General features: G+C 66.1%; 10 protein-coding genes and 1 pseudogene. 8 read left to right on the forward strand and 3 right to left on the reverse strand.

Features of this window, described 5'->3' with window-relative positions; genetic code table 11:
• The 5 genes from KAY22_RS18040 to KAY22_RS18060 form a co-directional block, all read left to right on the forward strand.
• Positions 1–1,320, forward strand: a 1,320-nt coding sequence (locus KAY22_RS18040) for a DHA2 family efflux MFS transporter permease subunit (RefSeq protein ID WP_296624688.1), incomplete at its 5' end; no start/stop codon positions are given.
• 62 nt (positions 1,321–1,382) lie between these two features.
• Complete coding sequence (locus KAY22_RS18045; protein WP_296624689.1) at positions 1,383–2,273, forward strand: hydrogen peroxide-inducible genes activator; 891 nt, start codon at positions 1,383–1,385, stop codon at positions 2,271–2,273.
• A gap of 114 nt (positions 2,274–2,387) precedes the next feature.
• Positions 2,388–4,076 carry an ABC transporter transmembrane domain-containing protein gene (locus KAY22_RS18050; protein WP_296624690.1) on the forward strand — a complete coding sequence of 563 codons (1,689 nt, stop codon included), beginning with the start codon at positions 2,388–2,390 and terminating at the stop codon, positions 4,074–4,076.
• On the forward strand, positions 4,060–5,127 hold the full coding sequence (locus KAY22_RS18055) for an HlyD family efflux transporter periplasmic adaptor subunit (protein WP_296624691.1): 1,068 nt from the start codon (positions 4,060–4,062) through the stop codon (positions 5,125–5,127). Before KAY22_RS18050 ends, KAY22_RS18055 begins: the two co-directional genes overlap by 17 nt.
• Positions 5,124–6,524 (forward strand): TolC family protein, encoded by a 1,401-nt coding sequence (locus KAY22_RS18060; RefSeq protein ID WP_296624692.1) that lies wholly within the window; start codon positions 5,124–5,126, stop codon positions 6,522–6,524. The genes KAY22_RS18055 and KAY22_RS18060 overlap by 4 nt, the downstream gene beginning before the upstream one ends.
• A gap of 4 nt (positions 6,525–6,528) precedes the next feature.
• On the opposite strand, the gene KAY22_RS18065 is transcribed toward KAY22_RS18060, so the two are convergent.
• Positions 6,529–8,277 carry an HAD-IIIC family phosphatase gene (locus tag KAY22_RS18065; RefSeq protein WP_296624693.1) on the reverse strand — a complete coding sequence of 583 codons (1,749 nt, stop codon included), beginning with the start codon at positions 8,275–8,277 and terminating at the stop codon, positions 6,529–6,531.
• A 128-nt stretch (positions 8,278–8,405) separates the two neighbouring features.
• On the opposite strand from KAY22_RS18065, the gene rpe reads away from it, so the two are divergent.
• The 3 genes from rpe to KAY22_RS18080 all read left to right on the forward strand — a co-directional run bounded on the left by rpe (position 8,406) and on the right by KAY22_RS18080 (position 11,387).
• Positions 8,406–9,068 carry a ribulose-phosphate 3-epimerase gene (gene rpe / locus KAY22_RS18070; RefSeq protein WP_296624694.1) on the forward strand — a complete coding sequence of 221 codons (663 nt, stop codon included), beginning with the start codon at positions 8,406–8,408 and terminating at the stop codon, positions 9,066–9,068.
• 10 nt (positions 9,069–9,078) lie between these two features.
• Positions 9,079–10,800, forward strand: coding sequence for a heparinase II/III family protein (locus KAY22_RS18075; protein ID WP_296624695.1), 1,722 nt, complete (start codon positions 9,079–9,081; stop codon positions 10,798–10,800).
• A 62-nt stretch (positions 10,801–10,862) separates the two neighbouring features.
• A complete protein-coding gene (locus KAY22_RS18080; RefSeq protein ID WP_296624696.1) occupies positions 10,863–11,387 on the forward strand; it encodes an ACT domain-containing protein in 525 nt (174 codons plus the stop codon).
• Between the two features lie 9 nt (positions 11,388–11,396).
• Here KAY22_RS18080 and KAY22_RS18085 read toward each other — a convergent pair whose 3' ends face one another.
• Both KAY22_RS18085 and KAY22_RS18090 read right to left on the reverse strand, forming a co-directional pair.
• Positions 11,397–12,059 (reverse strand): DsbA family oxidoreductase, encoded by a 663-nt coding sequence (locus KAY22_RS18085; RefSeq protein WP_296624697.1) that lies wholly within the window; start codon positions 12,057–12,059, stop codon positions 11,397–11,399.
• A 23-nt stretch (positions 12,060–12,082) separates the two neighbouring features.
• Positions 12,083–12,410 (reverse strand): annotated as a pseudogene (locus tag KAY22_RS18090) (DNA polymerase IV); the annotation flags it as partial.

Genomic DNA, 12,410 nt, shown 5'->3' on the forward strand with positions numbered 1-12,410 from the left:
CCGCTGACCGGCTGGCTGGCGATGCGCTTCGGCGCCGTCCGTACCTTCGCCGTCGCCATGCTCGGCTTCGGGCTGTTCTCGGTGCTCTGCGGACTGTCGACCACGCTCACCATGCTGGTGGCCTGCCGCGTCGGGCAGGGGCTGTGCGGCGGCCCGCTGATGCCGCTGAGCCAGACGCTGCTGTTGCGCATCTTCCCCAAGGAGAAACATGGTCAGGCGATGGGGATCTGGGCGATGACGACGGTCGTCGCACCCGTGCTCGGCCCGATCCTCGGCGGCCTGATCAGCGACAACTGGTCGTGGAACTGGATCTTCTTCATCAACATTCCCGTCGCGCTGTTCTGTGCCGCAGGGGCGTCGATCATGCTCGCAAAGTCGGAAACCATGCGGGTCAAGCTGGGCGTCGACATGGTCGGCCTGATCCTGCTGGTGCTGTGGATCGGCGCGCTGCAGCTGATGCTCGACCTCGGACGCGAGCATGACTGGTTCGAGGACGGGTTCATCGTCAGCCTGGGGATCGTCGCGGCGATCGGCTTCGTCATATTCCTGATCTGGGAGATGACAGAGAGGGAGCCGATCGTGAACATCCGGGTGTTCCGGCACCGGGGCTTCACCGTCGCAGTCGCCAGTCTGGCCTTCGCCTTCGGGACCTTCTTCGCCTCGGCCGTGATCATACCGCAATGGCTGCAGACCAGCATGGGCTACACCGCGACCTGGGCCGGTTATGCGACCGCGTTCACCGGCGTGCTCGCGGTGGTCATGTCGCCGGTCGCAGCGAAGCTGACCGAGAAATATGACCCCCGCGCCATTGTCTGTTTCGGCATCGTGTCGATGGGGCTCGCCTGCATTCCGCGCGCGCTGTGGACCAGCGAGGCCGATTTCTGGACGCTGGCGCTGCCGCAGCTGATGCAGGGCTTCGGCCTGCCCTTCTTCATCGTTCCGGTCACGATCATCGCATTGGGTGCGGTCGACCCCGAGGAGACGGCCTCGGCCGCCGGCGTGATGAACTTCCTGCGCACCATGGCGGGGGCGATCGCCACGTCGGTCTCCAGCACCTGGTGGGACAACAGCGCCCGCGTCGCCCGCAACGACCTCGCCTCCACGCTCCAGCCGGGCGAGACCCAGTCGGTTCTGGCTTCGATGGGCATGGGCTTCGAACAGACGCGGTCGACGATCGAGCGGCTGGTCGACCAGGAAAGCGCCACCCTGGCGACGACCCAGCTATTTGCCGTCTCGACCGCCATCTTCATCGTGGCGGCCCTGGTCATCTGGTTTTCGCCGAGGCCGCCGGCCAATGTCGATACCAGCGCCGCACACTGATCCCGCGCGGGTTCAATTCACCCTCCCTTCTGCAAATCATGCAGCTACGCTAAGCATGAACGATGAACCCGACGCTCAGACAGCTGCGCTATCTGGTCGCCCTGGCCGACCATGGCAGCTTCACGCGCGGAGCAGCCGCCGAGGGCGTCTCGCAACCCAGCTTCTCGGAACAGATCCATCAGATCGAGCGCCTGCTGAATGGACGGATCGTCGAACGCGGCCGGCGTGCGATATTGACGCCGCTCGGCAGAGACGCGGTGGCAGCGGCGCGACGGGTATTGGTGGAGGTCGACAATTTCGTCGCGACCGCGCGCCGGTCGGAGGATCCGCTGGTCGGGACGATCCGGCTGGGAGTCAGCCCGACGCTGGGCCCCTATTTGTTGCCGCAGGTCGTAGCGCGACTGCATTCGGTCAGTCCTTCGCTCCGGGTTCATGTTCGCGAAGGCCTGCCGAGCAAATTGACCGAGAATCTGCTGAGCGGGATTCACGACGTCATCCTGGTGCAACTGCCCGTGGACGGCGGCAACCTGCACATCGAATCGCTATTCCGCGAACCATTGTTGATCGCCATGGCCGCGGACGATCCGCTCCGTGGAGCCGACAGCATCGGGCTCGATGACCTGCGCGGACGCGGGCTTCTCACGCTGCAACCCGAATATCGGATGAGCGACCAGATCATGGCGCTCGCCGCCGCCGCCGATGCGCAGGTCCTGCGCGATTATGAGGGCACGAGCCTGGATGCGATCCGGCAGATGGCCGGCATGGGCATGGGTCTCGCGCTGCTCCCGGAACGCTATGTGCGACAAGAAGTGCGCGAGGATCACGATGTCGTCGTCCGCCGTTTCGCAGAGGGCCGATATTATCGGGAGATCGGTCTGGTCTGGCGCTCCGGCTCGGGCCGCGCTCCGGCATTTGTTGCGCTGGCCGAGATGTTGCGGCAAACGATTGCATAACAAAGCGTTGCTGCACTGCAACCAATAGGAAATACCTATCGAACATATAGCTGAGGTCAGGCTAGACATATCGATCGGCGATACCACCTTGGGGCATCGAACTGGGAGGTCGTGGTGGCGGGACAAAATTATGGCGTGAGAGCGTTGAGGGGCTGGATCAAGCTCGTCCTGGCGCCAGACGCGGGCTTCCTGAAGATCGCCGCGGTCTATGGCGTGGCGATATCGCTGTTGTCGCTGGCGACCCCGATTTCGGTCCAGCTGCTGATCAATTCGGTCGCGAACACCGCACTTCCCGCGCCGTTGTTTACTCTGTCGCTGATCCTGTTCCTGCTGCTGGCGCTGTCGGGGATATTGTCCGCCATTCGCATCCATCTGATGGCGCGGTTCGAGCGGCGCTGGTTTGCGCGCATCGTCGCGGAAATTACCCTCCGCGCGGTCCATGCGCAGAATCCCTTTTTCACCGACACGCTGCGCGGGGACCTGTTCAACCGCTATTTCGACCTGATGACCGTGCAGAAGGCGTTGCCCAGCCTCATCATCGGCGGCTTCACTATCGCTCTCCAGGGCGTCATCGGGCTGGCCGTTACCAGCTTCTACCATCCGTTCTTCCTGGCGTTCAACGCGGTGCTCGTGCTGCTGCTGTTCCTCGTCTGGCAGTTCTGGGCATCAGGGGCGATTTCGAGCGCGGTCGAGAAGAGCCAGGCGAAGCACAGCGCGGCGCACTGGCTCGAAAGCGTCGGCAGTTCGAACGGCTTCTACAAGTCGAGCCGTCATCTGACCCATGCGATACAGCGCTCGGAAACGCTCACGGCCGGCTATGTCGCTGCACATCGCAAGCATTTCAGTTATACATTTGCGCAAACGATCGCCCTGTTGCTGATCTACGCGCTCGCCAGCGCAACGCTGCTGGCACTGGGCGGATGGCTGATCATTCGGGGCGAGCTGTCGATCGGCCAGCTGGTCGCGGCCGAACTTATTCTGTCCGGGGTCTTTTACGGCATCTCACAGTTCGGAACCTATCTCGAGGCATTGTACGACTTCGCAGCCGGACTGGAGGAGCTCTCGCTGTTCTGGGAGATTCCGCAGGAACAAGGGCAGACGGGCGGCACCGGCCCAGCCGACGGCTCGGTAAAGCTGCGCGGAGCCGAACATGGCGACCACAGGTTCGACTTCTCGATCGAAAGCGGGGAGCAACTTGTCGTTATGGCGGCGGCAGGCGTGGAAGGCTCGCTCTCCCGCCTGCTCAAGCGCCATGCCCTGGCGCGACGCGGCATGGTGCTGATCGGCGGCGGCGATATTTCCGGCTTCGACATGTACCGGCTCCGTGCCGATATCATGGTGTTCGATCGCCCCAGCTTCGTCGAAATGTCGATCCGTGACTATCTGCGCCTGGCCGCGTCCGGGACGCAGGACGGGATGATCGGCGTGCTGGAGACGGTCGAGCTGGCAGGACGGATCAGCAGCCTTGAAAAGGGGCTCGACACGATCATCTCCAATTCGGGCTGGCCTCTCTCCGTCGGCGAACTGATGGCGCTGAAACTCGCAGCGGCCCTGCTCGCGCGGCCCAAGCTGCTGGTGCTGTCCCCGCTTTATGATCTGTTGCCGCCGGATTGCCTGAACCAGGCTCTGGAGAGGCTCCGCGACAGCGGCACCACGGTGCTGCAATTCACACGCCGTCCGCAGGGCATCGTGCGCGACGGCTATCTCTGGATCGGCACGACCAGCCAGACCCGCTGCGAAACCGATATCGAACTCATGGAAACGGCCAAGCGGGAAGGATCGGCAAATGCCCTTCAAGCCTGAACATATCCGGCACTTCCACACGCTGGCTTCGCTGCAACCTCCCAAAATGGCCCGCGTCATCGCGTGGATGCTGGGCGTGGCGATCGGAATCATCGCGGTCCTGCTGTTCATCGTGCCCTGGGTGCAGACCTCGGCCGGAACTGGGCAGGTGATCGCCCTGTCCCCGCTCGACCGGGTTCAGCCGATCACCGCTCTGGTGCCTGGGCGCGTGGAGCAATGGTATGTGCAGGACGGGCAGGTTGTGGCCAAGGGCGACAAGATCGCCCTGCTCGTCGACAACGACCCCAATCTGGTGGCCCGCCTGCAGGCGGAACGGGCGCAGGTGGCGGCCGAAGTCGCTTCGGTGCAGCAGGCGATCGCGGTTGCGCAGCTCGACGTGAACCGGTCGGCACAGCTCTTTTCCGAAGGGCTGATCGCGCGGCGCGATTATGAAGCGACGCAGATCAAGGTCGCCGAACAGCGCGCCAAGCTCGCGGAATCGCGCGCCAAGCTCAACCGCGCCGATCTCGCGCTCAATCGTCAGTCTGCCCTGCTCGTGACCGCCCCGCGCGACGGCCGCATTCAGTCGATCAACGCCGCAGCGGGCGCCACGCTGGTCAGCGCAGGCTCCCAGCTTGCAATGCTGGCCCCCGAGACCCCCGCCCGCGTGATCGAGCTGATGATCGACGGGCGCGACATCGCACTGGTCCGGCCCGGCCGGCCCGTGCGGCTGGCCTTCGAAGGCTGGCCCGCGATCCAGTTCAGCGGCTGGCCATCGGTCGCGCAGGGCATGTTCGACGGGCGCGTCCGCTCGATCGACCCCTCCGCCCAGGCCACCGGTCTGTTCCGCGTCATCATCGAGGAAGCGCCCGGCAAGGCCCCATGGCCCGCTGCTGCCTATGTCCGCGTCGGCGCCAAGGTGCGCGGCTGGATCCAGATGGAGACGGTGTCGCTCGGCTATGAACTGTGGCGTCAGCTCAACGACTTCCCGCTCGAGTTCCGCCGCCCGGCGCAGGAGGCCGAAGCCGGTTATGCGCCGAAGGCCGAGCCCGCGAAGGACGCGGCCAAATGATCCGCTGGCTGCTGCCGGTTCTGGCATTGCTGGGTTTGTTGGCGGCTCCGGCCGGCGCGGCCACCCCGCTGACGCTCGACGAACTGCTGCGCTCCTCCGCGCAGCACGCGCCGGCCATTCTCGACGCGATCGCCAAGCAGCGCCAGGTGGAGGGGCGCCGGCTCTCGGCCCAGGGCGCGTTCGACCTGCTGTTCGAGGCCGACGCGACCAGCCGCCTGACCGGCACCTATGACGGTACGATCGTCGAAGGCAAGGCAAGCCAGCCGCTCCTCAACAACGGTGGTGGTCTCTATGCCGGTTATCGCGTCTCGCGCGGCGACTTCCCGATCTATGAGGACAAGTCCTTCACCAACCGGCTCGGCGAGGTAAAGCTGGGTGGCTATTTCGCACTGCTGCGCGACCGCTTCATCGACGATCGCCGCGCCAAGCTGTCGATCGCCGAACGCGACATCGACATTGCGCGGCTCGACCGCGAAATGGTCGCGATCGGTGTCCAGCGGCGCGCGATCGACGCCTATCAGAACTGGGTGGCGGCGGGTCAGCGCGTGGCCATTTATCGCGACCTGCTGAAACTGGCGACCGACCGGCAGCAGTCGATCGAGCAACAGGTGGCGCGCGGCTCACGGCCCGATATCCTCGCGACCGAGAACCGCCAGAATATGATCCGGCGCGAAGCGCTGCTCGTGCGCGCCGAACAGGATCTGGCGGCGGCCGCCAACAGCCTGTCGCTATTCCTGCGCGACGACGCAGGAACCCCCGTCGTCGTCGACCGCGCCCGCCTGCCCGCGAGCTTCCCGACATTCCGGCTTCCGCCGACCAGCGCGCTCGAAGGCATGCCGATCTCCCGGCCCGATCTCGACGCGATCCTCGTTCGCCTCGACCAGAACCGCACCAAGATCCAGCTCGCCGAGAACGAACTCTCCCCCCGTCTCGACATAAGGGCCGAAACGAGCAAGGACATCGGACCCGCCGGGCTCGGCGGATCAAGCCGCTCACCGACCGAAACGATCGTCGGCCTGCGCTTCTCGGTCCCGCTCCAGCGCCGTCAGGCGCGCGGACGTATCGCCGAGGCCGAGGCCGAGGCCGAAAGCCTGGCGCTGCGTCGCAAGCTGTTGTCCGAACAGATTCAAGTCGAAATTCGCGCTTTCTCCATCCAGGTCGATGCGACCTCGAAGCTCGTGACCCTCGCGAACGACGAGACCCGTCTCGCAAACCGCATGGCGGAAGCCGAGCGTCGCCGTTTCCAGCTGGGCGCGAGCGACTTTCTGCTCGTCAACCTTCGTGAGGAATCGGCGGCCGACGCACGGCTCCGGCAGATCGATGCCGAATATCGCCAGGCGGCATCACGCGCGGAACTGGTCGCGGCCACCGTCGACCGCGAACAGCTGGGTCTTTGATCGATCAGTCTGTCGAAAGCGTCGCCGCGATGTAGTCCGGTATCGCGAGCGTTTCAGGGGCCATCCATCGATCGCCGTCGGCAGTCCAACCGCCGGCCCGGAAAACATTGCGGCACGGCCCATTGCGGTCGGTTTCAAGCAGCAGGGCCGACAGACCGGCCGCCACCTGCGCACGCAACAACGCCAGCGCAGCCTGCTCCAGCTGCAGGCCGAACACACGACAGCTCATTACGAACTGTTCGAGCCATCCGTCCCGCTCGACCAGAACCCCAACCAGTCCGTAATCGACATGACGGTCGCGCGCGGAGAACACCCACCAGCGACCTCCGTCGGCAAACCAGCCCGCCGCCTCGCCCTCGCCCCAGCGCCGACCGCTGGTGTTGAACTGGTTGGTCTTGTTGATCAGTTCGAGCGCCCGTCCGAAGCCGGCGGCCTGGGGATGGCGGATCGCTCGCATCTCCATGCTGAGGCCCAGGCTGGCGAGAAAGTCGTCCTGCTCCAGCCGCCCGCGATCCTGCTCGCGCTGAACCTGCGCCTGGACCATCTCGGTCCGGCGGGCGGACTCGGCGCTGATCGCAGGTACCTGCGTCTCGGGCGCCCAGAGCAGGATGCGACGCCAGTCGCGATGCGAGGCTTCGAGCGTTCGGACCGCCGGGAAAGCCGCCTTCATCGCCGCCCGTTCGACGGGGTTGTCGTCGACGAAAACGACCGCCTCGGGCAGGATATTCGCTTCGGCGATCGCTTCCGCCATCGTCTCGCGCTTCGGGCGCCAGCCGATCTTGCGGATCGCAAAGTCGTCCAGCGTCAGACGGTCGCCGAACAGTTGCGGGAATATGCGCGCGACATTGACCTCGTCATTCTTGCTGAGGATTGCGAGCAGGATGCCGCGCTGCTTCAGGATCGCCAGCGCCTCCGCAAAGCCGAGCGGCCAGCCCTCGACCATTGCGGGATCGAGATGATCGGCCTCCGCCGCCACGCCGCGCCAGAGCGTGTCGTCCAGATCGATGCACACCATCTTGACGCGATCGGTACCGCGTAGCGTCCGCACCATCGCGAAGGCTTCTTCCCAAGCCTGTTCGACGAAGCCCTCGACCTCGAAGCGGTGCAGGGCACTGAGCGGTTGCGTGCCCTCGATCCGCCCACCGTCGCGCTCATGGTCGAAGTCGCCGATCAGACCGCCATGGCTGTGGATCCAGAAAGCATCATCCTGGACGAAGCGCCGGCCGAAGGCAGACGACAGCTGCTCCATATCGAGGATGTGACCGCCCGGATAGCGATCGACCAGATCGCTCAGCCGCCGGTTGAGCCGCTGGATGAAGAAGGACGGATTGCCGAGTTGGTAGCGCGGCAGCAGGCGCCCCATCGCGGGGCGCTGGGGCAGCGGATAGTTCAGGAACAGGGTCGGCCGGTCGACATCTGCGCCGCCCAGACGATGAATGATCCGCCGCATCTGCGTGAAGCCGGTTTCTAGCGCATCTTCCAGCTCCGCCTCGCCGCGCGCCGCCCGCTGCATCGTCACCATTTCCGGATAGAGGAAGCGCAGCGGAATCTGCACCAGCCGGAAATCGCACGCCGCCTCGGTGCCATCGAAGGCGCCGCCATAGTCGAAGGCCGCATGGGCGACGTCGATGTCGGGGCGAAGCCGACGCAGCACATCGCGCCATGGATCGAAGATGCAGCCGCCGAGCATCATGATTCGCTCGAAACGATCCGGCGTCACGGCAAGGTCGGTCGGTGCGTAGAAGCTCGGCATGGACGCGCGCTAGCCGCTCCGACGATCGCCGCGCAAGCCGGATGCCTTCCCGATGGGAGACAGACGGTGTCCGGTGCACGCTCCTCCGACCTTGCCCGCCCCTGCCCACATGGCTAATCGGAACGGATATGACCCAGCCCGTAAAGATATCGCCGTCCATCCTCTCCGCCGACTTCGCCCGCCTGGGTGAGGAGGTTCGCGCCATCGACGCCGCCGGCGCCGACTGGATCCACGTCGACGTCATGGACGGCCACTTCGTCCCCAACATCACGATTGGCCCGGCGGTGGTGAAGGCGCTGCGTCCCCACACGACCAAGCCGTTCGATGTCCATCTGATGATCTCGCCGGTCGACGCCTTCCTTGAAGACTTCGCCAATGCGGGTGCCGACATCATCACCGTCCACCCGGAGGCGGGCCCCCACGTCCACCGCACCGTCCAGCGGATCAAGTCGCTCGGCAAGAAGGCCGGCATCTCGTTGAATCCGGCGACGCCCGCCAAGATGCTCGACTATCTGATCGAGGATATCGACCTGGTGCTGGTGATGAGCGTCAACCCCGGCTTCGGCGGACAGAGCTTCATCGAGAGCCAGCTGCGCAAGATCGAGGCGATCCGCAAGATGATCGACAAGACCGGCAAGCACATCGAGCTCGAGGTCGATGGCGGGGTCGATGCGAACACGGCGCCACGCGTGATCGCGGCGGGCGCCACCGCGCTGGTCGCGGGGACGGCGACCTTCCGGGGCGGACCCGACTGCTACGCCGCCAACATCGCCGGCCTCAGGAAAGGCTGAGCACCGGACGATGAGCGACGGGCCCGGCTTCGACGACGGCGTTGAACCCGGCCGACGCCTGATCCGCGTCGAGCACGACCGCAGCCATTCGCTGGCGGAGCGCGTTTCCGGGCGCCTCCACGCCCTGTCCTGGCGGACGCCCGTGCATAATTTCCGGCTGCGGGGCCGCTACCCGCTGAAGCTGCTCGACGTACCCGTCGACCCGATCGAAGGGCTGGTGCGCCTGGGTGGGGCGATGCTTGACGGCGAGATCGTCTGGCAGGGCGAGAGCGTCGCGATCGAGACCTTCGATTTCCGTCCACGCACCATCTCTGCGGCGTTCAGCGATCATTTGCAGAGTTTCGCCTGGCTGCGCGACCTGAGCGCGGCGGGGCCCCGGCTGCGCGTCGCGCCGATCGCAGAACTGCTGACGCGCCGCTGGCTGGAGAATTGCGGCAAGCAGGTCCACGAGGCCGCGTGGCGACCCGACCTGTGGGGGCGCCGCATCCTCTTCTGGGGCTGCCACGCACCGCTGATCGTCTCGACCGACGAACTGCGCGGGCCCGTGCTCAACACGCTAAGTCGGGGAGCAAAACATCTCGACCGCAGCGCCGACAAGGCTGCGCCGGGATTGCCCCGCGTCGCCGCCTGGGCGGGCGTCACCGCCGCAGGGCTGCTGATCCCGGGCGGCGAGTTGCGCCAGATCCACGGGGAACAGGGCCTCGGCCGCGCCCTCGATTCAGCCCTGCATCCCGACGGCGGCATCGTGAGCCGCTCGCCGGTCGAGCAGATGGACCTGATCGCCCTGCTGGCGATGCTGCGCAAATATTATGAGATGCGCGGCCAGCGCTTCCCGGCGCCGCTGCTCGATGCCCTGACGCGCGCGGTGCCGCCGTTGCTCGGCCTGACGATGGGCGATGGCGGCCTGTCGAGCTGGCAGGGCGCCGCACCCGTCGACGGCGGACGCATCGACGCCGTGGTCGCAGGCTCCGGCATTCGCGGCCGTCCGCTGCGCCAGTCGCGCGACTGGGGCTATCAGCGACTGTCGAACGGGCACACGCGCATCATCGTCGACGCCGCCCCGCCGCCGGTCTCGCGCTTCGCGCGCAACGCCTGCGCCTCGACACTGGCGATGGAAATGTCGGACGGGCCTTGGCGGCTTATCGTCAATTGCGGCGGCGGGCGCGGCGCGAACAACGCGCTGCATCCGGAACTGGCTCAGGCTCTGCGCAGCACGGCGGCCCATTCGACGCTGGTGCTGGCCGACAGCAACTCCACCGCCGTCCATGCCGACGGAACGCTCGGCAAGGGCGTGACCGAAGTCGAGGTCGAGCGTCGCGAGGACATGCAGGGCAGCCGGATTGACATGCGCCATGACGGCTATGTCCGGCGCTTCGGTTTCGGGCATCGCCGCGTGATCCAGATCGCGCAGGGCGGTCGACAGGTGAAGGGAGAGGATCATCTGCTCCCCGCCGGCCGCCGCGCCAGGGACAACGACACGAGCTACGCCATCCGCTTCCATCTGGCGCCCGACGTGGATGTATCGGCGACGGCCGATGGCAGCGGCGCGCTGTTGCGGATCGCCGAGGGCGCGCTGTGGCGCTTCCGCGCGAGCGGCGGAGAGGTCGCGATCGAGGACAGCATCTGGATCGATTCGCGCGGCCGGCCGCAGGCGATCCGCCAGTTGGTGATCGCCGGATCGGTTCCTGCGGAGGGGGTCGAGATCGGCTGGAGTCTGATGCGATCGGAATGACCGGGCGGGAGGCGCACGACAGCGCGCCCGTCCGAACGATAATTTAGGTGGAGAGCGAAGCCATGAACCAGTCCGTCATCCTGACCGTCGTCGGCAGCGATCGCCCCGGTCTCACAAAGGCGATTGCCGACGCCGTCTACAAGGTCGGCGGCAACTGGCTGGAGAGCCATTTGTCGCGGCTGGGCGGCCAATATGTCGGATCGGTGCTGGTCGAGCTTCCGGCTGACAGTCTGCGCGATCTGGAAGCTGCCGCAAACGCGATCGACGCGAACGGCCTGTCGGTCTCGATATCGCCCTCGCTCGCCGCAGACGACCGCTCGGGCGACGTGCTGGCAATCGAGATCGTGGGCCAGGACCGGCCGGGGATCGTCCGCGAAGTGACGACCGTGCTCGCCGGGCTCCACGTCAACATTGAGGGCTTTTCGAGCGAGATCGAAGGCAGCGCCTGGTCGGGCTCGCCGCTGTTCCGGGGCCGCGCCAACCTTCTGCTCCCGCCCGATGTCTCGGTCGACCGCCTGCGCGAGGCGCTGGAGGATATTTCGGGCGAGATCATGGTCGACTTCCCCGACGGCGCTGCCGCCGGCTGAGCCGACCGCTCAGGCGGTCGCCTTTTCGGCAGCGATCGAGCGGAGCGCCTTCTCGAACGCCTCGGGCGGTTGCCCGCCGGATATAAGGTAGCGGCCATCGATGATGACCGCCGGGACCGACTGGATGCCCTGGCGCTGCCACAGCTGTTCGGCCTCGCGAACGGCATCGGCATGAGCATCGGAATCGAGCATGGCGGCAGCCTGCGCGACATCCAGCCCCGCGCGACTGGCGGCATCGAGCAGCGCGGAACGATCGCTCGGATTGCCGCCCTCGGTGAAGTAGATCGCGAACAACGCATGTTTCAGCGGCCGCTGGCGGTCGGGATCCTGCAGGCCCGCCCAATGAAGCAGGCGGTGTGCGTCGAACGTGTTGTAGATGCGGCGCCCCGGCTCCATGTTCATCGTGAAGCCCAGATCTGCCGCCCGCGTGCGGATCACCTCGCGCAGTTCGGCCGATTTGTCGGGGCTGCTGCCATATTTGCGCTGGATATGCTCGCCTATGTCCTCACCCTCCGGGGCCATGCCCGGATTGAGCTCGAACGGCTGAAAGCGGATCTCGGCCGACACATCGCCCTCCAGCGCTTCGAGCGCCTGTTCCAGCCCGCGCAGTCCGATGACGCACCAGGGGCAGGAAACGTCCGATACGAAATCGATGCTCAGCGTCGTGGCCATAGGGAGCTCCTTCTTGCCGAGGCTTAGGCCCATTCGAGCGCCAGCGCCAATTGCTCGGCGGTCACCACCATGTCCTCCTCGCCCTCGCCGAGATTGGACAGCGTCACGCCCAGCAGGCGCACCCCCTGTTCGACCGGCTCCAGCGGCGCCAGCAGTTGCAGCGCGGTGTCGTACAGGCTCTCGACGTCCGACACCGGTGCGGGCAGCGTCCGGGCGCGGGTCAGCGTGCGAAAATCGGCGTAGCGCAGCTTGATCGACACGGTCCGGCCCGCCTTGCCGGTCCGCGCGGCATGGCGCGCGACGGTCTCGCTCGATTCGCGCAGCGCCGCCGCGAGATCGTCATGCGAGAAG

It is taken from the genome of Rhizorhabdus sp. (genome assembly GCF_018006725.1).
GTDB lineage: Bacteria > Pseudomonadota > Alphaproteobacteria > Sphingomonadales > Sphingomonadaceae > Rhizorhabdus.